The sequence below is a fragment of the Rhizobium sp. YIM 134829 genome (assembly GCF_046546455.1).
On the sequence record NZ_JBKHKI010000008.1, the window covers coordinates 53,423 to 75,419 of the forward strand.

Consider the following 21,997-nt stretch of genomic DNA (forward strand, 5'->3'; position numbering starts at 1 on the left):
CGCGCAGCCCGCAGTCGATGAAGGGACGGCCACCTTCGAAAAGGCGGCCGTCCGCCGCTGGGAGGATGCGGTTTCTTACTTACGGTAGCCGAGCTTCACGAGTTCGGCTTCGGCTGCCGTGGCGGCCTGGTCCAGGGCGTCGTCCGGCTTGATCTCGCCGACGATCGCCTTGTAGATGAACGGCGCGACGACCTGCAGAACCTGCGCGTGGAACGGGTATGGCGGAGCACCGGCGAACAGCTTGCCGTCGTCACGCATCAGCGTGTAGTAGCCATTCACCTTCTTGTCCTGCTCGACGATCTTCGGATCGTCATAGGTCGAGTTCATGACGATGCGGGAGCCGGCCAGCGCCCAGTCGGTTTGAACGGACGCCTGTCCAATATATTGCAGGAACAGGAGCGAGGCGTCCTTGTTCTTCGACGAATGCGGGATGCCGAAGGCACCGCCGTCATAATAGCCGATATAGCCCTTTCCGGATTTCGCGGCATCCATGACGCCCGGCTCGACCGGCGGCAATGCCACGCCGACCTTTCCGACGACGGTCGATTTGCTTTCGTCCGTCGCGATCCAGGCCGCGTTCTCGCCATAGACGAGACCTTGGGCGGCACGCCCTGCCGCAAAGGTGCCGGCAACTTCATCCCAGGTGGAGGAGGTCGATTCCGGCGGCGCGTATTTCAGCAGGTCGACCCAGTAGTTCAGCGCCTTCTTGGCGGCGGCGGAGTTCATCTGGCCGCCATTGGCTTCCGTGGCTGCGAAGGTCTTGCCGTCGATGCCCCAGTTGTAGACGCCGAAGGTCGGCGCGACCGATTCGAAGAACTCATAGAAGGCGGCAGGATGGCTCGACGAAGCCTGCACCGTCGTTCCCCAGAGCTCCTTGTCGGCGCCATATTCGGTGAAGAACTTGGCGATCTGGGTATATTCCTCATGGGTCGTCGCCGGCTTCAGGTCGGCGCCGGTCTGATCCTTGTACGCCTTCTGGACCGCCGGATCGTCGAAGAGATCCTTGCGGTAGAGGTAGGGCTTGATGAAGGCTTCCATCGGAACGCCCATGACGTCGCCCGACTTCGGATCCTTGAAGTAGTTCAGGAAGGTGGTGAAGTTTTCCGGCTTGAACTCGGGCGACGCGATCTTGGAATTGTCGGCGAGCGACTTGGTGATGTCGACCAGGAAGTTGCGAGCCAGATAGGTGTAGACGATGTCCTGCTCGATATAGACGAAGTCATAGATGCCGGTATTGGCCTCCATGTCCTTGATCGCCTTGTCGTACATCTGGTCCCAGGATGTCGCCTCGAACTCGACCTTGATGCCCGTCTCTTCCGTGAACTTCGGACCAAGGACCTGCTCGACATATTTCGAGGCAGGCGTCGATTCCGAGATGCCGCGGATGGTCGCGCCCTGATAGGGCTGTGCGGCCGTCTTCCACCAGGAATCCTGAGCCAGAGCGGTCGAGCACCACAGGCCGAGCGCAAGGCAGCCCATGCCGGCAGCTTTGATGAAACTGTTCATAGTTCTCCTCCATCTGATCGAAAAATCGATTTCGGTTAAGCGCGTTCAACTCTCCTCCGACACGCTTAACTGGCTCTGATCTTTGTGGATGAAGCAGGTGGACACAAGCGCGGCCGTTGCGCCATACTGATACTCTCATGCGCAAAATGGCCAAAAAACGCATGAATTTTTGTGTGCGTTGCACAATTCAATATGTGTTGAGAACGCGATGCGGTCTCTGGGATCACGCTGGAGGAGGTAGGCATGTCCGTCGTTTCGCCGAAGGTCGCGCGGTTCGAATATGTGCTGACAGGCGCCGACGAGACCTTTCTCTGGCGCCGCGACGACTATCCCTGGGAACGCAATGTCTGGAATTTCCATCCGGAGATCGAGATCCACTATGTGTCCAATGCCAGCGGCGTCCTGCTGGCCGGCGACCATGTCGGTGCCTTCACGCCGGGCCATATCTCCATGATCGGCAGCAATCTGCCGCATGACTGGGTGACGCCCCTCAAGCCTGGAGAGCGGATCCCGGGACGCGACATCGTCATCCAGTTCCTGCCCTCCAAGCTGGAGCAGGCCTCTGCCTTTCTCCCGGAACTGACGGGATTGCGAGACTTCTTCGTCCGCGCACAGCGGGGGCTTTCGTTCAAGGGACAGGCACGAGAGAAGGCGGAGGCGCTGATCCTCGACATGGAGTTCCAGACCGGCTCGGTGCGACTGTCGACCTTCCTGTCCTTGCTGTCGCTGCTGCGGGACACCGACCAGGTCGATACATTGTCCTCGGAAGCCTATGTGCCCGACCTCAGCTATGGCTCGCTCGAGGCGCTGCAGATGGTCTTTGCCTATATCTTCGCAAACCTCTCAGAGGACATTCGTCTGCCGGACATGGCCCGCATGGTCGGTATGAGCGAAAGTTCCTTTTCGCGGTTCTTCAAGAAGAATAGTGGCAACAGCTTCACCGATCACGTCAACAAGCTGCGCATCTGGAAGGCGGGACAGCTTCTGACGGACACCTCCATGCCGATTACGGACATCTGCTTCGAGGTGGGGTACCGCAATCTCTCCAACTTCAACCGCGTCTTCCTGCGACACCACAATCTGACACCATCAAGATACCGCAAACTCTCCACCAACCGCAGGACCGTCCCGCTCCCTCAGACGACGACGGGTAGTCTGTCGGCCTGAATCCATGCTGCTGTCGATGGTTGCGGTCGTCCAGTCGCGTTGCGATGAACGCCTGGGCCAATGGAGACCGAGGAGTGTTGAGGTTTGTCTTGCACAGAGGTAAGCCGTCGGCGGCTTTTGGCGGTCTCTCCATCATCGTTGAGATGCGACGACGGCATGATTTTAGGAAGGGTGCGATGTCATGACGACCACTGCTGGGGCGATCAAGATCCGGCCGACGGGTGCGAAGGCGGAGATCGGGCGATCGGGCCGCGCCCATGTCACCTCCGTCACCGGCGGCGAGATCGAGATCGTGACGGCCCTGTCGGAACCGGGCTTCAACCCGCTCGATCTTCTCTATTCGTCGCTTGCCGCCTGTCTCGTCCTCAGCGCCCGGATTGCCGCCGGAAGGCTTGGCGTCCTCGATCAGCTCGACACGGTGACCGTGGATGTGCACGGCGACAAGGCGCAGGGCGATCCCTCGCGGGTCGAGACGCTGCACATCGCGATCGCCATCCGGGGTGCGTTCGATGAGGCGACGCGGGACGCACTTATGCATGAGGCCGAGGCGATCTGCACGATCAGCAATACGCTGAAAGTCGCCCCGACCTTCGAGGTCTCCGTCGCGGCCTGAGCCGTGCCTCACGCTGCCGAGATACCGTCTCTGGTCGGTACGAGCCAGGATCGCTCATTGATGGCGGAAGCCCGCACCAAGGCCGCAGATGCCATGGTTGATTTGCCTCGACCATCTCGTCGATCCGAAGGATTTGCCTCGCATGAGCAGACTCCGTTCCGGATCGTGAGCCGCCGGGCGAAGCCCCGGCGGCTTTGGTGCGCCGTCACTTCCGAGTTATCTTGTCCAAACGGAACGTCGGCGTCCTTCGGGCGTTTGATCCGGCTTGGAGCTGCGGGAGGTCGTTGAAAATGCGTCAGGTCTGGCAAAGGGCGAGAACGCGGGTATCGAGCTACGAGCCCGCCGTCGTCATCGCCTTCCTCGTCGCGTCGGCCGCATGTTTTGCCTTCATCCGGCTGATGAGCGAAATGCTGGAAGGGGAGACGATGGCCTTCGACGAGGCGATCCTGCGCGCGCTGCGCCAGCCTCAGGACCTTCACCTGCCGATCGGTCCCGCGTTCCTGACCAAGGCCTTCAACGACATCACCAGCCTCGGCGGCGTCACCGTCCTGTCGCTGATCACGCTGCTGACGATGCTCTATCTCCTGATCATCCGCAAGCGCATGACCGCGGCCTTCGTGGCCTTGTCGGTCCTGGGGGGCTGGCTGGTCAGTCATGGTCTCAAAATCGGTGTCGCCCGGCCGAGGCCCGAGCTCGTGCCCCATCTCGTCGATGTCCATGATCTCAGTTTCCCGAGTGGCCATGCGATGCTCTCGGCGGTCACCTATCTCACCATCGGCCTCCTGCTGGCCTCGGTTCAAACCAGCCGTGCCGCCCGCTATTACTTCGTGATCGTCGCCATCTTGCTGACGACGATCATCGGCCTCAGTCGCGTCTATCTCGGCGTGCACTATCCGACAGACGTGCTCGGCGGCTGGTGCGCCGGCGCCGCCTGGGCCTGCCTCTGCTGGCTCGCGGGCCGAAGGCTCATCCCCGACCAAGAGCTCGCAGGGCCGATGCGCGCACCGGTCACCGGCCCGCGTCAGCTGGCTTGAGGAGACAGCCACCACGCTCAGAGTTTCCAGCCAAGGCGGGCTCGCCTCGGCTGGAAATGGTCCATCTCGCCGAAATGTCGGTGTAGCGGCCTGTACGGCGAACAAGACCTCCATTGTCGGGCCGACGCGGGCGTTCGGGCTTGCAGCGCTGGACGCAGCGGAGGATCTTGTGGGGCCAACCCTGTTTCAGGTCTCCCCGCCGCCGCCTTCGTCACCGGCGTCACCGTGCCAGTCGATAACGGTTACCGCAGCGGCTGATGACGCGTACCCGGCCGTCTGCCTCGCTGCTCGAGGGGATACGGAGCGCCGCCGAAGCGGCGCCCCCTACTTGCCCGGGATCGGATTGTTGGCGGCGCGGGCTTCGGCAAGGCCCTTGATCGCGTCGCGGTTGCCGGTGGAGGCCACGTTTTCGAAGATCCGGATCGCCTGCGGATAGCGCTGCATGCCCATATAGGCATAGCCGCGGATTACCATCAGGTCCGCCCGCTCGGGCGCAAGTTCGGCGCGGCGGTCGAGCAGCAGCAGAGCTTCCGTGTAGCGCTTGGCCTGGTAGGCCGACAGCGCGCGGTTGGTGAGGAGCGCCACCTGGATCTCGCTCGCCTTCTGCTGATCCATCCGCCCCCGGGTGGACGAAATGGACGCCTTATCGGTCAGGCCGAGGCGCAGATAGGCCAAGCTCTGTCCATAGGCCGCATCGCCGCGAACCTTCGCATCATTGCTGGCGAGCGCCGCCTCGAAGGCGCGGGTCGCCTCGGCCGGCCGCTTCAGCTCCATCAGGCACCAGCCGCGCTGCAGATTGGCGGCTGGCGATAGGCTGGAGGTGTCGACGCGGTTCGTGCAGCCACGGGCGCTGCCTGCAGCGCGCTTCGCGCGAACGACGCGGCGCTGCGGTTCGGCCTCTGTCGAGACCTCCGCAACCTCGCGCTGCCTGATCATCGAAGGTGCGGCCTGAGCAACGACCACCGGCGCAGCCGCCTGGCCGCGCCCGCTGGTGCGAAGCGAACGTGTCGTCGGCTCGCTTTCGATCGGTGCCGCCACGTCGAGCAGCCTGCCGCCGTCCTCGACATTGCCGCTTGTGCCCGTTTGCGAAAACAGTCTGTCGAGCGCGGACGGCGCGGAGTCTCCGCCGGTCGGCGTATAGGCGGTCACAGCACGGGAGGCGGGAGCCTGGGCGGCGGTCTTGCCGAGCGTCTGGATGCGCGACGAGCGCCCAGCCCATTCGGCCTGAATGCGGGTTACGACATCGGTCAGCTTCAGGTCATGGGCGGTGAGCACCAGGCCGAAGGCGGCCGGCTCATTGTCGCGCTTCCAGGTGAGCGAGGTGGCGAACCATTGCAGTGCCTGCTGCGGCTGGTCGAAGGCCCGTGCATACCAGCCGAACTGCTCGGCCAGCGCCGCGTCCCGCACTTCCGCTGCGTTTTCGCTCATGCGGGCAAGCACGTCCGGGGCGAGTGCGACCGGCGGGTCGAGCGCCAGGGTTTCGGCGGCCGCCGCGAGGTAGGTTGCATGCACCTCGTCGGACTCGGCCCGCCAGCGGTAGAGAATGTCTTCGGCTTCCTGCGGCATCTTGCGGGCGATCAGCGTCAGGGCAAGACCCTGGGCGGCTTCGGCGGAATCCTCCGCGGCCCGCGCCTTGCGGAACCAGTATTCGGCCTGCACCATCTTCTGGCGCCGTTCGTGATACCAGCCGAGGAGGAGGGCGTCGGAGGCCTTGTGCTCGCTCTCGGCCACGCCTTCCATCCGCGTCACGAAGTCCTGCGGCACCTGAGCTGCCGGGTCCTTGGCGGCGAGCGACAGGAAGCGGCGGGCGAGATCGTTGCGCACGCTTTCGAACTCGCCCTTGCCGGCCGCATCGGTCCGCTCGAGCGTCAGGAGATCGACGATCGAAGCAGGCGGCAGAAGGAGCGTTGCCTTCTGCAGGGTGGCGAGCCGCTCCTTCGGGGCGTCGCAGCTCGAAAGGATGTAGCGATAGGCATCCTGGGCCCGCTGCTCGCGACCGGTCTTGGCAAAGGCTTCGGCCACGCGCCACAGGCTGTCCATATCACCGCAGACGAGGAGCTGCGGATGCGCGGCCCCTTCCTCGACCACCCGGTCATAGGCCTTGTCATTGGAGGCGGTGATCAGGCGCTGGCGCGCTTCGCCGAGTTCGAGCTGCTGCACGAGCTCCGCCGGCGGCTGCCAGCCGGGCTGCTTCTCCTGCCGGCGAGCGATCGCCTTGCGCAAGAGCGCATAGCGTCCGTTGCCCGAGAGCGTCCACATCTGCTCGAGTGCCTCATCCGAGGCCGCACGCGGGGCAAGCGGATCGGCGGGTGGTTGCCAGTCCGGGTAGAGCGCCTTCAGGCGGTTGATTTCGGCCTGGAGGCGCGGCGTGTCGCCCTGGCGGGCGAAGTAACGCAGCGCGCTTTCATCGACCAGCGGCGCCGCCGGCGCATCCATCTTGGCCAGCAGTTCCTTATCGGCGGCGTCGAGCGGCGCCTCGGCCTTCTCCGACGGCGTGGCCGGCGCGGTCTCGGCGGGGAGGGCATCCGAGGTTCCCTCGGCCGGGATCGTCACCGGTGGGGGAAAGGCCTGGGCGATTTCGATCTGCTTGCTCGACTCCCGGCCGGCCAGGCCCTTCAGGCCATTTGAGCTCGGCAGGCCGCCGGTCGCAAGGCTGCTATTGGGGAGAAGGAGATCCTCAAGCCCGGTCGGTGCGCTGTTCTCCGCTGATCTGTGCCCGGCAGTGACGGCAACAACGGCAACGAGGGCGGTGGACAGCAAAAAATTGGCAGACCGGGTCATGAAACTCTCCCAGAGGGAAGACAAGAAAAGGCGAGAGGCTGGACCCGGCTTTCGGGCCGCCCGAATGCGGATGGGACTGGGGGACGTTCGGCCGCCATCAGTGCCGCCGCCCCAGGCCGCGCAGCAACATCGTGGTGATCAGCCCCAGGATTGCGAAGGCGGCCACGAACAGGAGCGAGAAGAGCAGGATGTTGGTCGACAGCCAGTTGGCCGCAATCAACCGCCAGCCGGCGATCGAGAAGGGCTGGGTTGCCGCAAGCACGATGCTCTGCGGCGCCACCGTTTCGATATGCGCGCTGCGTGTATCGAAGGCGGCGACACGGCCGGCGATCTTGCTCCAGGAGTCGGGCTCGAGCAGGGCAGTGATCCCCTGCGACAGCGCGGCCGTTGTGGGGGCTGCTGCCAGGGTCCAGGTGCCGCCGCCGGTTTCGGCCTGAGCAAGCAGAACATTGGCACTGCGGGGCACGGAATAGCTGTCGCCCACGCCGGGAATGAAGGAGAGAGAGCCGAGCGACAGGTCGAAGGTGCGGCGCAACCAGCTGTCGACGCTGTCGATCCCGCTCGTCCAGCTCGGGACGGAAACCTTGTCGCGCCAGCTGTCGACCGTATTGTTCTGATCGGCGGCCAAAAGCGACTTGCCACCTGTCCAGGGGCTTTCGGTCGCAACCGACACGCCGAGCCGCGCGGCGAAATTCGGCGGCAACTTCGGCAAGGCGCCGACGATCAGCGCGTCGCGTCCTTCAAGCGTGTCAGGGGTTCCAACGGTTTCGAGCGGAAAGGCGCGTCCGGAGGTCGCGGTCAACTGGCCGACCAGGGTGGCTGCGGCCGAAAGGGTCTCGGCGCTCGGCTGGTCGAGATAAACTGCGGTTCGGCGGGTCTCGGCTGCGCCATAGGGCGCGCCCATCCGGGCGGTGGCGGCGAGATTGGGATAGCTTGCCGCCCGGGCGAAGTCCGGCATGCGGAATTCGCTCGTGTCGAACAGCGCAAAGCGCGGCGTCGTCTGCGCGGCGCTTCCAAGCGCACAGGCCTCGTCCTGGTCCGTCAGCAGCACGGCCTCGATGGCGATGCGGTTCTCGCCGGGCAGGAAGTGGCGCATGGTGACGCGGATCGGCAGGTGACGCAGGATGCGCCCGCCCTTCGTCGTCAGCGGGGTGGTCGTGGCAATGTTGCCATTCACATAGATGTTGATGCGGCTGCCGGGCAGGACAGTGGCCGCATAGGCCGCGTCGAGCAGCAGTTCTGCCTCGCCATAGGCGCTGGCGTAGAAATCGGCGGGCAGGCCGATCCCGAACTCCGTGCGCAGCCGGCGGCCGGAAAATTCGGTCGTGGAGACACCGAGCTGCGACAGGGAAACCGCGCTCTCGCCGGTCAGGAGGGGAACGTCCTGGCGCTGCCCGACTTCACCCGTCGCGCCATCGGCGGGGGCCTGCGTCGCCAGACGCTCGACAGCGGCCTGCACCGCCTGTTGCGTCGGCCCGCTGACGATGAGAGCGCTTGCCGCATCGTCGGGGAGGGCGGCGAAGCCGAGCGTCGGTGCCGTGGCGGCGCCGGCCGGCAGGGTCGGCAGGAGCGGGGCCAGCTCGCTCTTGGTGCCAAGCAGCACCGTCAAGCCGCCCTTGCGCTCGCCGGTGGGCAGCGTTGCCTGCACGCTGACCGGCTTTCCACCCATGCGCAACGCCAGTCCCTGCGACAGACGCATAACCATATCCGCGCGGCCGACGCTGCCGAGCGCCGGCGCGACGATGGTAATCGCCTGCCGTCCGGTCTGGTCAGGGGCGACGGAGCCGAGATCTTCGAGCCGCAGCAACTGGCCGGCGACCGGGCCTGCGAAGGAGATGAAGCTGTCTGCGCCCTGAATGTCGGTCCACAGGTCGAAGGTGGACTGCACGCTGCAATCGGTACGATGGCGCTGCACGCCCGACAGCGTGACGAGGTTCGCTCCCGGCCGCAGGACACCGGTGGGAAGCGGCAACGTTACATGCGCTTCGTCTTCGGGCGCCGCGATCGGCGTCTCGCCGACCTTGATATTGTTGACCTTCAGCACGAGATGCGAATTTTCGGGCGCCACGACCACCGCGTTGCGATAGGCGAGCGTGATCGACTGGGCAGACGCTGCCTGTTCCGGCGTCAGCGTCACCGTGAAGCTGCGCTGGTCCTGTTCGCCCGAGAGGCGCAGCGTGCCGGCGGACAGAATGAAGCGCCGCGTCAAGCGCGGATCGGCGACAGGCGCGGCCTCTAGAGCGGTGGCAGCCTTGGGCACCGGCGCCATGTCCGGCTTGCGTTCCCCGGACATGTCGAAAGGTGTGACGCCCGGCGGCAGGGGCAGATCCTGGGCGACGAGCGCCGCGGGAAGGGCGGTGGCGGCCAGCAGGCAGGCGAGGAACAGGCGCTTCATGGCAATCACCGGGCCTTGGACGCGAGAACGGGGAGCTTCGGGCGGATGCTGGAGAAGCCGCGCGGCAGATAGTAGAGCCCGCGCCCGGTCTGGAAGAGAGCGATGCCGAGGAACGAGATCGTGCCGCGGATGAGCCCTGGGTTCTTGCGGCGGCCCATCTGGAATTCGCTCCACTGCGCGGAGTTTGCGAACATCAGGTCGGCGATCAGCCGGTGGTCGACGGCCGATTGCGGCGCAAAGGCACAGCCGAGGCTGATCGACTCGCCGTCGCCCTTGGCGCTGCGCACGATGTTGACCTGCATCGTATCCGGCACGCCCTCGCTATAGGGGATCACGCGGATTGCCTCGAAGCTGCCGGGGGTAAGCGGCTTCAGCGTCTTGTCGTAGACATGCACGAGCATGCCGTTGACCGAGACGTTCTCGATGACTGCCGGATACCAGCTTTCGCCAACCTTGAACTCGCAGCGCCGCATGATCTTGACGCGCCGGGCCGCCGACTTGTCGCCCCGCTCAGTGACGACGCCGAGCGCGCAGCCGGCGAAGATCAGGTTCAGGAGGTTCCAGCCGCCGACGACGAGGGTGACGTCGATCTTGGCCGGCTCGGTGTAGAGCCGGTAGACGACCATGCCCATGGCGGCGAGCAGCACGCCGAAGATGACGAAGAAGGGCAGCGCGATCTCCGACAGGCGGCTCTCGGCGATCGACTCGTCCTTGGCCGTGACTTTGAATGTCGGCTTGCTCGGATTGAGGATCACCGAGATGACCGCGGGCAGCAGATGCACCGTCTGGGCATATTCGTAGATCTCGGAGATCCATGGCCAGCGATAGCGGCCATAGAGGTAGTTCTGCATCAAGAGGTTCACGAGCATGTAGGTCATCGTATAGGCGAAGAACTCGCCGCCAGAGCCCACGAAGATCTCGAGGTCGAAGAACAGATAGAAGAGCGGCGCGATGAGGAACATCATGCGCGGGAAGGGGAAGAGCCAGAACAGTGTCGACGACATGTAGCAGAGCCGCTGGGCAAGCGTCAGGCCGCGCTTGAACATGGGCATGCGGAACATCAGGATCTGCATCATGCCCTGCGCCCAGCGCGACCGCTGGCCGATGAAGCTCGCGAAGGTGGCCGGCTGCAACCCGGCAATCAACGGCCGGTCGACATAGACGCTGTTCCAGCCGCGCGAATGCAGCGCCAGCGCGGTTTCGCAGTCTTCGGTGATGCTGATGCCGGAGAAACCGTCGGTTTCCTCCAGCGCCCGGCGGCGCAACACGGCGGCGGAACCGCAGAAGAACGAGGCATTCCACTTGTCGAGGCCACGCTGGATCAGGCCATAGAACATCTCGTTTTCGCTCGGCATATGGCCGAAGGTCTTCAGGTTCCGCTCGATCGGGTCGGGATTGAGGAAGAAGTGCGGCGTCTGAACCAGGAAGAGCCGCGGGTCCTCCTCGAAATAGCCGACTGTCTCATGAAGGAAGTCGCGTGCCGGCGCGTGGTCGGCGTCGAAGACCACGACGAGTTCGCCGTCGGAATGCTTGAGGCCGTTGTTGAGGTTGCCGGCCTTGGCATGCTCGTTGCGCTCGCGGGTGAGATATTTCACATCGAGATCGGCTGCGAGCTTCGTCAGCTCCGCATAGCGCCGCTCGGCCGCCTTGGCGGAGGGCACGTCGTTGACCGAGCGCTTCTGAACGGTGCTGCCGTCGTCGAGCAGCCAGATGGTCAGCTTGTCGGCCGGGTAGTCCATGTTCTTGGCGGCCGCAAGCGTATTGGCGAGAAGCTCCCTGTCTTCATTATAAGTCGGAACGAAGACATCGACCTTCGGCAGGTCGCCGGTCGTCTTCGGCGCCCGCTTCTTCTTCTCCGGAAGCGGCATGGAGACGAGAAACAGGCTGAGCGCCAGCATGGCGACGCTATACATTTCAACGAGATAGAGCAGGAAGCCCGGGATGAAGTTTTCCGGCTGGGAGAGCGGCGGCAGCGTGTTGGTCGTCCGCCAATAGACGTAGCGCAGAACGATCGCCGTCCCGAAACCGAGCCCGATCAGCCGCCATTTTCCGTTCTTGTCGAAAATCTTCAGTGCCGCGAGCAGCACCATGCAGAGAAAGGCCGCCACCAGATGCGTCGAGACGCTGACCGGAAGGGTCACCAGGTTGATGACGAACAGCGATACGAGCATCCAACTGACTATGGTGATCGCCTTGACCATGGAATGGGCTTTCTCTCGGGAACCAGTGGGACATGCAGTGAATGATGCGACCTGTGTCGCGCCCGCGCGCTGTCGGGCTGTCGGCACAGGTCGAAGGCCTGGGGTCTGTAAGTTCGGCTCGCCCGGCCGCTAAGCCGAGAGACGTCATTCTCGAAAGGCACCGTAAGCGACCCTCGTTAAAAACCGGTGCATGCCTCTTTCGCAGTGCACGGTGCGGACGGAATGGATGGTGGCGCCGGAATGACCGGCGCTGACGTCGGCGCCTTGGACGGGGCCGGGCCCGTCCGGTCGGAGGGAATTCCGACCGTGCGGGCTTCGGCCGCGGCGTCGGCCGGGCGCGGCAGGCTGGGTGTGGGGATCAGGACCGTCGGGGTGGCCGCAGGAGAGCGGGGCACCAGCGCTTCAACCGCCGGGCGGCGCGTCACTGCCGGTGCCGGGGCCTCGACCTCGACCCGCGCCGCCGTCGCGCGGACCCGCGGGCGCGGTGCCGCGGTCGGCACGGCACGCGGCGTCACGACGAGCTCTTCGCCGGGCAGGCTGTAGATCGGCTTGCCCGCGGCGCCGATCCGAGCATCGGGCTCCGGCGGCGGACCATAGGGATTCCAGTTTTGAGCGTCGAAGCCGCCGTTCAGGGTGTAATGGTACATGACCGAAAGCAGGGCAGCGAGCGAGCTGTCCGGTTCGCATAGCCGCAGGCGCGTGCGGATCATTCCGAGATCCTTGATGCCGTTGCGGGCATGGTCCGAGGAGCTGATCTCCTGCCAGGCATAGAGGCAGCTTTCGCCACGCTGGGTGTCGACACCGTAAGCATAGCCGAAGGGGCCATAGCCGTTCTGCTGGTAAGTGGCGGTGATCGCCATCGGCATGCTCGGGAACATCGAGCGCAGATCGCGAGCAATCTTTCCGGTGTTGAAGCCGGCGCGCGAAAGGCGATCGGCTCCGGCCAGCCCGGGTTCGCTCGGTCCGTAGAACTGAACCTTCAGGTAGTTCTCACCGGGCGTTACGGTTGCGGTCTCGAGCAGGATCTCCTGCTCGATCGCGTTCGAATATTTGCGTTCCACCACGCTGACGATCCCCGGACCGCCGGGCGGCGGAAAGGCCATTGCCTGCTCGAGGGGCACTTCGGTCGGTGCGCCGCTCATCTTGAGCCCACCCGCCGTTCCGCAGCCGGGCACGACCGCTAGAACGATACCGACAGCCAGCAAACCGAAGAGCGAAGGAGAATGATTGGGACGGCAGGACGAACGGGCCAAAAGCGCACTCTCACGTTAAATTCGTTGCACATGATTGTCCCGGCATATCCTGAATTTTTCACGAGTCCGGGCGGCCTACCGGTAAGCCATTCGTTTGAATGGTTAGCGTAAGCTCAACTTGACAAGCTGTGGCGGCGTCACGGGAGGGCGCGGAAAACACCGATCAACAAACCCTCGTCGTTCTGTTTCGATGCATAGATGATTCGCTTGAAAAGGGAATCCTCAATCCTAGAGGGGCGAGCGAAGCAGTGGGCAGTGTGTCATCCCTGCTCAGACGAGGGATAGTGAGGGCCGGAAGCGGAGGCAGGGACCGACGATCCCGCGTCGCTTGCCTGGCCGTTTTGCTGGCCCTGCGGCAGGAGCAGCTTGCTTAAGGAGCGACGACCGGGTTCGTTCCTCTGGTGGAATCGTTCTGCGGAGCCTCTCGAAGCGCGACGGTCCGATCAAAGACCATGATTGCGTCCCCTTTGCTCCTGTGAAGAAGGCCTTTCCGACAGTGCAGAACGAGGCCGACTCCCGCTTGCTTGATTCGTCGCCCTAGCCTTGCTCGTTCGACTTGCTCGCGCCTCATTAACGAACCATTAGGAATCTTCGCGATAGCCTCCAGGCTTCGATAGGGCGAGTATCCCGTTGATTCGGCTCTCCCCTGTGGAGCGCAGGCTTCGATCAAGGTGACAGCGGCATTGTCCGGATGTCTGTCCGGCGATGTGGAACGGAAATGATGATGATCTCTGTCTTGTGGATAGCTTACGCGCTGATCGCTTTGATCTTTCTCCTCTTTGTGCTTGTTGAGGGTCGACGGAGCCGATCGGGGTGGACTCCCCTGCGAATTGCAGGGGTCTTGGCCTGTACCGTGTGGCCGCTCGCGCTGCTCGTTGTGCTCGCCATTGTGCTGGCCGAAAAGAGCCGGACGCCTGCGACGCGCCAGCGTCGAACTCCCGTCGCCACCGAGCGGCCCCTTGACCGCGTCGAGCGTCACTATCGCCGCGCCGAGCCAGAGCGCAGACTCCGCCAGCACGGCGTGCGGTGAGCCGTCTTCGCCTGATCGAGACGGCGAAGTTTTCCGCCAGGACAGCCATTCTGGAGGCGGCTTCGCTGGCAGCCTCGACAGGTCTTTCCAATAAGCCGCGGGGACGCGGTGTCATTCTCACGCTGCACCATGTGCGCCCCAAAATCTCATCTCCTCTCGATCCCAACGGGCACCTGGAGATCACTCCCGATTTTCTGGAGCTCGTGATCACCGAGCTCGCGGCGCGGGGTTACGACTTCCTGTCGATAGAGGCCGTTCCGGCCCGGCTGGCGGGACCGGAGACCCGGCCCTTCGCCGTCTTCACCTTGGACGATGGCTATCGGGACAATGTCGATCATGCCTTGCCGGTCTTCGAGCGCCACGGCGTGCCGTTCACCGTCTTCGCCTGCACGGGCTTCATCCGCCGGACCCATAGCCTGTGGTGGGAGACGGCGCTGGCGCTGCTGCGCTCCGAGACAAGCCTGACGCTCGACCTCGGCCAAGGGATCGAGACCTTGCCGGCACGCAGCGTTGCCCAGAAGAGGGCGGCCTATGCCGTCATCGGCCAGCGGATCATGCAGGGCGACGAGCGCCGCGCGATCGCGGCACTCAATGAGGCGGCGCGCGCCCGCGGTCTCGATCCGCTCGCCTCGGCCCATGCGCTGGTCTTGGACGAGGCGGAGCTGAAGGCTCTCTCGCGCCATCCGCTCGCCACCATCGGTGCCCACTCGGTCAGTCACCGCGCCATGGCCCGGCTTTCGCCGGAGGAACTGCATCAGGAGATCATATCGTCGCGGGATGCGGTGGCGGCGATCATCGGGCGGACCCCGACGGCATTTGCTTTTCCCTATGGCCATCACGCACAGGCCGGTCCACGCGAGTCTGAGGCCCTGGCGGCCTGCGGTTTCACGCTCGGCGTCACCACCGTGCAGGCGCTGCTGCAGACAGGCGATGGTTCCCGGCTGACGGCCGCGCCACGGGTCAATCTCGATGGGCGCCTGCAGAAACGCCGCTATGTCGCCGGTCTCGCCTCCGGCCTTGCCTTCAGGCGGAGGTAGATTGCGGGCGAAACGTCTGTAAAGCCGGTAAAAGGGCTTTTCTTCCCTATCGAAATCGTTGATGGTCAACCGGCTTCGGGAAGATGAACGGGGCAGAGCAAATTATTTTATTCTTTTTCTTCGAGTGATGCGCGACCGCCTGTTTGAACCGGATGCGCAAAGTCTTGTGTTTCCTTTTGAATTGGACGAAATCGCTTGGCGCTGGACACTGCGGAAAAGATCAACCCCTTCCGTCGGCGTGCCGCCGCGGGTGGACTGCTGACGATCGGTGCCTTCGGGCTCACCGTCATCCTCCGCTTCGGGACCAATGTCATCCTGTCGCGGCTTGTCGCGCCGGAAGTCTTCGGGATCGCGGCGATCATCAACACGCTGAAGACCGGCGTCGAGCTGATTACCGATGTCGGGATCGGCCAGAGCGTCGTTCGCAACGCCAAGGGTGATGATCCGACCTTCTACAACACGGCCTGGACGGTGCAGGCGATGCGCGGCCTTGCGCTGTTCCTCGTCCTGTTCGTGGCCGCCTATCCGCTGTCGCAGGTCTATGGCATCTCGGCTGCGGCCATCCAGCTGGGCGCCTTGACGCTTCTGGTCCTCGGGTTGACCTCGACCTCGCTGTTCCTGATGCAGCGCGACCTCAGGGTCGGACGGCTGAACAGCTTCGATCTCTGTATGGATCTCTCCGGCTCGGCCTTGGTGATCCTCTTTACCTATCTCAGCCCCACCATCTGGGGCCTGGTGACGGCAAGCGTGCTTGCCGCGAGCGTGCGCCTGGTGGCGAGCCATGCGATCGTGCCGCGTGGGCAGAGAAACCGCTTCTTGCTGGACAAGCGGCATCTGCACGAGATCCTCTCCTTCGGCAAATGGATCTTCGTCTCCTCGCTGCTCGCCTTCTTCTGCGCCAATTTCGACAAGCTCTATCTCGCCTATTCGATGCCGCTCGCCATTCTCGGCATCTACGGGATTGCGCGCAATATCGCCGATCTCCCCGTCATGCTGATGGCACGCCTCGGCCATCTCGTCCTCTTTCCGCTCATCGCCGCGCAGTCGCATGACGCCAGCGTCGATGTGCGCGAGCAGCTCCGGCCGATCCGCTTCAAAGTGCTCTCGGTGGCGGCGCTCGCGATCGGCTTCGGCGTTGCCGTGTCCGACCTTGCCGTCGATCTCGTCTATGACCCCCGCTACCAGGAGGCGGGCTGGATGCTGTCGCTCTCGCTGCTCGGCGCCTGGGCGGCGATCCTCTGCACTGTCAATGAATATGCCGTGCTCGGCATGGGCCGCCCGGTCTATGGCGCGACGGCCAATCTCATGAAGCTTGGCTGCATGTTGGTCGGCCTGCCGCTCGCCTTCGCCCTGTCGGGCCTGGAAGCCGTCATCCTCGTCATCGCCGCGGCGGAAGCCATACGCTATCTGCCGATCGCGGTCGGGCAACGCCGGCTGAAACTCTCCTTCCTCCGGCAGGATGCCCTGCTGACGATCCTCATGCTGTCCATGGTCGCCGCGGTCCTGTCGGTTCGCCAGGCGGCCGGCTATCCCTATCCGCTCGAAACGATCTTCGGGGGTCTCTTCTGAGGGTGCCGTGTCGGTGGGGAAGCAGTTCGGGGCGGGAGACGTTTCGGACGTCGTGACATGAGTTTGGGAGGCGTAAAATGAACGGGCAGGGCGCGATCGGCATCGTGGTCATCGGCCGCAATGAAGGGCAGCGTCTGATCGACTGCCTGACCTCGCTCGGTTCGCGGATCACGGCGACCGTCTATGTCGATTCCGGCTCGACCGATGGCAGCGTCGAGGCGGCGCAACGCCTCGGGGCGCGCGTTCTCCAGCTCGATATGACCAGCGGCTTCACCGCCGCCCGCGCGCGCAATGCGGGCTTTGCCCGCCTGGTTGCCTCGCAGCCCGAGATTGGCCTGGTGCAATTCGTCGATGGCGACTGCATGGTGGATGCGGGCTGGCTGGCCCGCGCGGCGGAGGAACTGAGGCTCTATCCGGACTGCGCGGTCGTCTGCGGCCGGCGGCGAGAGCGTCGGCCCGATGCGACTATCTACAATTGGCTCTGCGACCGCGAATGGGATACGCCGATCGGCGAGGCGGATGCCTGCGGCGGGGATGCGCTGATGCGCCGGACGGCCTTCGAAGCCGTTCGGGGCTATCGCGAGGATCTCGTTGCCGGCGAGGAGCCGGAACTTTGCCTGAGGCTCCGACGTCTGAACTGGAAGATCCGCCGCATCGACCACGAGATGACGCTCCATGATGCAGCGATCACGCGGTTCGGGCAGTGGTGGCGCCGCTCGGTCCGGGCGGGCCACGCCTTTGCCGAAGTCTCCTGGATGTATCGGCATGCTCCGGACAGGATCTGGCAGGCAAGCACCCGCCGCGCCGTGCTCTGGAGCGCGCTCCTGCCGGCCTCCCTGCTGCTTGCCCTTCTCGTCGGACCCGCCGCCTTGCTTCTGCTGCTTGCCTATCCGGCCCAGGCGGCACGCCTGGCGCTGAAGGCGGGGTGGCGGGATCTGCGCAACTGGCAGGGGGGGGCCCTGAGCATCCTCGGCAAGTTCGCGGAGGTGGACGGTGTCCTCCGCTTCCATCTCCGCCGCCTGCAACACCGCCGCAGTCAGCTGATCGAATATAAGGGTTAGACGGGTCGCCACAGGCGGGCGATCCTTCAGCCGGCCCTGGCGAGCGATCCTTGGAACAGCTGGCGCAACGCGGTCGCCAATGTCGAGAGATCGTGCATCCGCTCGACGCGTGCCCGCCCGGTGCGTCCCATCTCGCTCAGGGTCTCGGTCGGGCAGGCGAGGCAGTCGCGGATCGCCTGGGCAAGCTCGTCGACATTGCCCGGCTCGATCAGCCAGCCGCAGCTCGGATCGATCAGTTCCGGAATTCCGGCAATGCGCGTGGTGATCGCGGGCCGGCCGAGCGCCAGCGCCTCCATCAGCACCACCGGCAGGCCCTCCGCATAGCTTGGCAGCAGCAAGGCCCGGCTGTCGCGGATCATCCGCCGCACCTCGGGATTCGAAGCCCAGCCGTGGATGGTCACGCTTTCGGCAACCCCATGGTTGCGGATTTCCGCTTCGATCGCCGCGCGGCTTTCGCCATCGCCGACGAGAATGATGCGGAGCCCGGGGAACTCCTCCTTCAGGCGCGCGGCGGCGGCTGGTATATGCACCTGGCCCTTTTGCGGGCAGAGGCGGCCGACGCAGACGATCGTCTGATTGCCCGGATCCTTCGCTTCGGTCGGCACGAAGTCCTGCAGGCGGATGCCGCAGCGGGCAATGGCGATCTTCGCTACATCCTTCGGGCTCTCCGAGAGCGCCTGCAGCCGCGAGCGGCAATAGTCCGAAATGGCCACGACGAAGGCGGCATTGCCGATCTTCTTCGAGAAGCTCAGCCGGCCCGGATCGACGAATTCATCGGGTCCATGGGAGGTAAAACTGTAGGCGGCACCGCCGAGCTTGTGCGCCAGCATCGCCACCGCCGCGGCATTGGTCGCGTAATGGGCATGGACATGGCGGATGCCGTGCAGCGCCGCCTGCTGGCGAAAATAGATCGCCTGCAACAGATAGGCGCAATGCGGCACGACCTGCCACCCGGCATTGCGCATCAGAGTCAGCCAAAGCGGCAGGACCCGCACGAGCCCGAGCGGGTTGCCGATCAGCTCCTTGCCGAGCGCTGCGATCAGCTTCCGCTGATTGCCGGCCAAAATATAGGTGACCTTCTGCTGCTCGCGTAGGTCGCTCTCGTCCACCAGCGTGCCATCGAAAGGCCGGACGGCGAAGCGGCGGATGGCGAAACCGAGCTGTTCAACCGCTTCGATCTCCCGGCGGATGAAGGTCGCGCTCGGGACGGGGTATGTGTTCATCAGATAGGCGACCGACCTATCCGTCTCTGCGATGCGGGCGTCCACGTCATGCCTTCTTTGAAAGCAGCTTCTGTTTCGTCAGGAAGGTAGCCTCCGGCGAGAAGACGCGGCGCATCCTGCGCAAGCGGACGCCGTTGATGAGCGCGCCGCCGAGAGCATCGCGGACCGAGGGGACGAGGGCAAGCGCGGATCGGAGCTCAGCCTCCTTAACCTTGCCCCAGCGCACGACATAGAACAGCCCGTCCAGATGGTTGGAGGCGGCCAACATGTCCCCGCTCGCGATCATCGGCGGCAGATCGAAGACGATGAGGTCGTACTGCTCCATGCCCGTCGAGAACCGGTCGATACCGCCCGACCAGAGGAGATGCGACACCTTCGCCCGGTCGATATCGTCGTCGAGCGGCAGGACGTCGTAGGTCGTGCCGGCGTCGCGGCAGGTGAAGGCGCTCACAGGCTGATTGCGGCTTTCGAGGAAGGCGATGAGCCCGCGGCCGGCAGCCGGCGAGATCTGGTCGCTGACCGAGGAGTGATAGGGTTGGGCGTCGACCAGCAGCACCTTCCGGCCGGCGCTGGCCATCAGCGCGCTGAAATTGGTGGCCATCAGCGTCTTGCCCTCGCCGGGAAGCGTCGAGGTGAAGCCGACCATGCGCAGTCTCGTGCCGAGCCCGGCGCCGTCGGCGATGACGGCTGCTTGGCGGAGCGTCTGCCACAGCGGCGAGAAGCGTTCCTGCAGAACCTTGCCCTTGAGGGTCTCGGGAGAACCGCGCAACGTGGGAACCATGCCGATGCAGGAGATGCCGCAGCCGGTGCGGAGCTGCTCGGGCGAGCGGATCGAGGTGTCGAGCAGTTCCCGCACCAGAGCGACGAAGACGGCGATGGCGAAGCCGATCACGGCGGCGACGATCACCATCAGCAGTCCGGACATGCCGTCCTTGTTGATCGGCGTGGTGGCGGCCGAAAGCAGGCGAGCCTTGGGGCCGACCTCCTGAAGCCGCGTGCGGAGCCAGCTGCTGCCGGACTCGGCGAAATCGGCCCGGTCCGCATCGACCTTGGCGATATATTGCTGCGCCACCTCGTTGGCGATCTTGGCGGCATTGGCGGCCGAGCGGTCGGTAATGCGGATGTCGAGCAGGTCGCTCTGGCCGATGCGCTGGACGGAGAGGCTTTCGCCGAAGGCGCGGAGCAGCGCCGCGCGGCCGGTATCCTCCGCCTGAGCCTCGGTTTCCTTGCCCACGACCGGGCCGAGCAGGCCGACGACCGATTCCTTGATCGTGCCGATCAGGCCAGGCTTCTCCGGCGGCGATTCGATCTTGAGGCTGTCGATCACGCTTTCGGCGACGGCCTTGGAATTAACGATCTGGACCTGCGTGTCGACGAAGCTCGGATCGTAGAGCGATTCCGCGAAATAGGCGTCTTCCCGCCCGCTCATCGACAGGCGCAGATTGCTGACCTGCACGGTGGCCGAGGCGGAATAGGTTGGGGTCCGGACCAGGACGAGAGCGATGGCCACGACGACGGCCACGGCCGTGATCGCGCCGATCAGCATCGGCTGGCCAAGGACCGACTGCAGGACCCATTTCCAATTGTAGCGCGACGGCGCGCTCTCGGCTGCGGTTTCCCAGAGCGAATGCGCGGGTGCCGAAGCAGCGGTGGTCTGATTGGAGTGTCTCACGTCCAGTCCTTTCCGGCCCTCAAAAACCAGCCGTGCGAATAACAGTATCGGCGATCCGGAGGTCGCAGCTGAAAAATGGTCAGTTCACGTCGGGGCGTGGGACGGAGCCCGTGGTCGCTTGCGATTTCGGCAGAACGCGCTCGACCTTGACGATATCGCCGGGCAGAACGCGGGTGACTTCGCTCGCATCGATCTGCACCGTCGCATCGCCCTGGAGCCGCACGATCGTATAGCTGAGGATCGGGGTCGCTTCCTCGCTCTCATCCTGCGCCAGGTCGGCGGAGTAGTTGGACGCTGATTGCAGCAGCGACTTCAGCGAGTTCTCCTGCTTGTCGATATCGAGCAGCTGCGACTTGATCGACTGCAGACCGCCGATGGCGTCGGACTTGCGGGTACCTTCGAGCTCCGCGAGCTGCCCGGTCACCTCGTTGAGGTCCTTTTCCGCCCGCAAGCGCTTGATCTCCAGATCGCCGAGCTCGTTGCGCACTTCGGAGAGCGTCCGCTCCATCGGATAGAGCCGGTTGGAGGCCAGACCGCGCTGGGTCAGGCTGCGGACGTTTTCGAGCTCCTTCTTGGCGGCATCGATATTCTCCTTGCCGACGGCGATCTGGGCCTCGAGCGAGGCGACTTCGCGGGTGTGGACGTCCTTCGAGGCTTCCAGCGCCCGCTTCTGTTCGAGGAAGCGCTGCAGGCGGACGTCGAAGAGCAGCTTCTGGCCGCTCATGGCGCGCACGAACTCGACGGCTGCGGTTGCCGGCGGGCTTGGAAACACCGTGTCGCCGGCCGCTTCCAGCGTCAGTCTCTGACGCTCGGCTTCGAGGTCGAACTTGCGGGATTTCAGCAGCGCCAGCTGACCGACCGAATTGATCGCCGAAGCATCAAGCGCCCATTCCCCGCCGCGCACGCTGCGATAGAGACCGCCTGCAAGGCTGAGTGCGTTGAGAACCACCATGCCCGGCCGGTAGGAATACTCGCCCGGCTGTGCCACCTGGCCCAGAATATAGAAGGGACGGTAGGAGGCGATGTCGACAGCCGTGTCCGGCGGATCCTTCAGGCCACCCTTCTCCTGCAGTCGGCGGGAGATGGTTGCGGCGAGTTCTCCCGTCAGGAGGCCCATGGCCTGGATTTCGCCGACGATCGGCAGCGAAACCTGACCATCGGCGCCGACGGTGAAATCGCCCGTCAGAGCCGGCCATTCGGAGACGTGGATCTTCAGCTTGTCCTGAACGCCCAGCCGATAGGTTTCCGCCTGTGCGCCGGATACGCCCATCAGCGCAACGGCCAGCGCAAGGCCGCCGATCCGCAGGCGGTGGAAGGCAGTTCGAAGGAGAACGGACGCCGGACTGCTCATAAATCGTCTCCAGAGCTGATGCTCTCAGTGGATGGAAGAGGACGCTCCGCCATCGAGGCTAAAATGCTTCGTTCAAGTAATGGGCAATGAAAATTTACTGCGCG

The 21,997-nt window shown here is 64.4% G+C and carries 14 protein-coding genes; 6 read left to right on the forward strand and 8 right to left on the reverse strand.

What is annotated here, in order from left to right; genetic code table 11:
- Positions 1-75 precede the first annotated feature (75 nt).
- The gene (locus ACLE20_RS14645) at positions 76-1,506 is read right to left on the reverse strand and encodes an extracellular solute-binding protein (protein WP_410941052.1); all 1,431 of its coding nucleotides are present in this window, start codon (positions 1,504-1,506) and stop codon (positions 76-78) included.
- A 243-nt stretch (positions 1,507-1,749) separates the two neighbouring features.
- On the opposite strand from ACLE20_RS14645, the gene ACLE20_RS14650 reads away from it, so the two are divergent.
- From ACLE20_RS14650 to ACLE20_RS14660, 3 genes are all read left to right on the forward strand, one after another.
- A complete protein-coding gene (locus ACLE20_RS14650) occupies positions 1,750-2,673 on the forward strand; it encodes a helix-turn-helix domain-containing protein (RefSeq protein ID WP_410941053.1) in 924 nt (307 codons plus the stop codon).
- Between the two features lie 181 nt (positions 2,674-2,854).
- Positions 2,855-3,286 carry an OsmC family protein gene (locus ACLE20_RS14655; RefSeq protein WP_410941054.1) on the forward strand — a complete coding sequence of 144 codons (432 nt, stop codon included), beginning with the start codon at positions 2,855-2,857 and terminating at the stop codon, positions 3,284-3,286.
- Positions 3,287-3,576: 290 nt separating this feature from the next.
- Positions 3,577-4,320: a phosphatase PAP2 family protein gene (locus ACLE20_RS14660; RefSeq protein ID WP_410941055.1), complete on the forward strand. Its 744-nt coding sequence runs from the start codon at positions 3,577-3,579 to the stop codon at positions 4,318-4,320.
- A gap of 324 nt (positions 4,321-4,644) precedes the next feature.
- On the opposite strand, the gene ACLE20_RS14665 is transcribed toward ACLE20_RS14660, so the two are convergent.
- The 4 genes from ACLE20_RS14665 to bcsN form a co-directional block, all read right to left on the reverse strand.
- Positions 4,645-7,101 carry a tetratricopeptide repeat protein gene (locus ACLE20_RS14665; protein WP_410941056.1) on the reverse strand — a complete coding sequence of 819 codons (2,457 nt, stop codon included), beginning with the start codon at positions 7,099-7,101 and terminating at the stop codon, positions 4,645-4,647.
- 97 nt (positions 7,102-7,198) lie between these two features.
- Complete coding sequence (locus ACLE20_RS14670) at positions 7,199-9,496, reverse strand: cellulose biosynthesis cyclic di-GMP-binding regulatory protein BcsB (protein WP_410941057.1); 2,298 nt, start codon at positions 9,494-9,496, stop codon at positions 7,199-7,201.
- Between the two features lie 5 nt (positions 9,497-9,501).
- Positions 9,502-11,697: a UDP-forming cellulose synthase catalytic subunit gene (bcsA, locus tag ACLE20_RS14675; RefSeq protein ID WP_410941058.1), complete on the reverse strand. Its 2,196-nt coding sequence runs from the start codon at positions 11,695-11,697 to the stop codon at positions 9,502-9,504.
- Between the two features lie 176 nt (positions 11,698-11,873).
- A complete protein-coding gene (gene bcsN, locus ACLE20_RS14680) occupies positions 11,874-12,839 on the reverse strand; it encodes a cellulose biosynthesis protein BcsN (RefSeq protein WP_410941059.1) in 966 nt (321 codons plus the stop codon).
- Positions 12,840-13,976: 1,137 nt separating this feature from the next.
- On the opposite strand from bcsN, the gene ACLE20_RS14685 reads away from it, so the two are divergent.
- The 3 genes from ACLE20_RS14685 to ACLE20_RS14695 all read left to right on the forward strand — a co-directional run bounded on the left by ACLE20_RS14685 (position 13,977) and on the right by ACLE20_RS14695 (position 17,647).
- Complete coding sequence (locus ACLE20_RS14685; protein WP_410941060.1) at positions 13,977-15,017, forward strand: polysaccharide deacetylase family protein; 1,041 nt, start codon at positions 13,977-13,979, stop codon at positions 15,015-15,017.
- 195 nt (positions 15,018-15,212) lie between these two features.
- Positions 15,213-16,586, forward strand: a complete 1,374-nt coding sequence (locus ACLE20_RS14690) for an oligosaccharide flippase family protein (RefSeq protein ID WP_410941061.1) — start codon at positions 15,213-15,215, stop codon at positions 16,584-16,586.
- A gap of 77 nt (positions 16,587-16,663) precedes the next feature.
- Positions 16,664-17,647 (forward strand): glycosyltransferase, encoded by a 984-nt coding sequence (locus ACLE20_RS14695; protein WP_410941062.1) that lies wholly within the window; start codon positions 16,664-16,666, stop codon positions 17,645-17,647.
- A gap of 26 nt (positions 17,648-17,673) precedes the next feature.
- Here the strand turns inward: ACLE20_RS14695 and ACLE20_RS14700 are convergent, their stop codons facing one another.
- From ACLE20_RS14700 to ACLE20_RS14710, 3 genes are all read right to left on the reverse strand, one after another.
- Complete coding sequence (locus ACLE20_RS14700; protein ID WP_410941063.1) at positions 17,674-18,915, reverse strand: glycosyltransferase family 4 protein; 1,242 nt, start codon at positions 18,913-18,915, stop codon at positions 17,674-17,676.
- Position 18,916: 1 nt separating this feature from the next.
- Entirely contained in the window at positions 18,917-20,542 is a 1,626-nt protein-coding gene (locus ACLE20_RS14705; RefSeq protein WP_410941064.1) for a Wzz/FepE/Etk N-terminal domain-containing protein, read from the reverse strand.
- Positions 20,543-20,621: 79 nt separating this feature from the next.
- Positions 20,622-21,893, reverse strand: a complete 1,272-nt coding sequence (locus tag ACLE20_RS14710; RefSeq protein ID WP_410941065.1) for a polysaccharide biosynthesis/export family protein — start codon at positions 21,891-21,893, stop codon at positions 20,622-20,624.
- Positions 21,894-21,997: the final 104 nt, after the last annotated feature.

Excerpts from the sequence above, each read along its gene's own strand:
- bcsN (WP_410941059.1), bottom strand. The coding sequence starts at position 12,839 with ATGAGCGGCGCACCGACCGAAGTGCCCCTCGAGCAGGCAATGGCCTTT.
- ACLE20_RS14660 (WP_410941055.1), top strand. The coding sequence starts at position 3,577 with ATGCGTCAGGTCTGGCAAAGGGCGAGAACGCGGGTATCGAGCTACGAG.
- ACLE20_RS14710 (WP_410941065.1), bottom strand. The coding sequence starts at position 21,893 with ATGAGCAGTCCGGCGTCCGTTCTCCTTCGAACTGCCTTCCACCGCCTG.
- ACLE20_RS14650 (WP_410941053.1), top strand. The coding sequence starts at position 1,750 with ATGTCCGTCGTTTCGCCGAAGGTCGCGCGGTTCGAATATGTGCTGACA.
- ACLE20_RS14665 (WP_410941056.1), bottom strand. The coding sequence starts at position 7,101 with ATGACCCGGTCTGCCAATTTTTTGCTGTCCACCGCCCTCGTTGCCGTT.
- ACLE20_RS14655 (WP_410941054.1), top strand. The coding sequence starts at position 2,855 with ATGACGACCACTGCTGGGGCGATCAAGATCCGGCCGACGGGTGCGAAG.
- ACLE20_RS14645 (WP_410941052.1), bottom strand. The coding sequence starts at position 1,506 with ATGAACAGTTTCATCAAAGCTGCCGGCATGGGCTGCCTTGCGCTCGGC.
- ACLE20_RS14695 (WP_410941062.1), top strand. The coding sequence starts at position 16,664 with ATGAACGGGCAGGGCGCGATCGGCATCGTGGTCATCGGCCGCAATGAA.
- ACLE20_RS14670 (WP_410941057.1), bottom strand. The coding sequence starts at position 9,496 with ATGAAGCGCCTGTTCCTCGCCTGCCTGCTGGCCGCCACCGCCCTTCCC.
- bcsA (WP_410941058.1), bottom strand. The coding sequence starts at position 11,697 with ATGGTCAAGGCGATCACCATAGTCAGTTGGATGCTCGTATCGCTGTTC.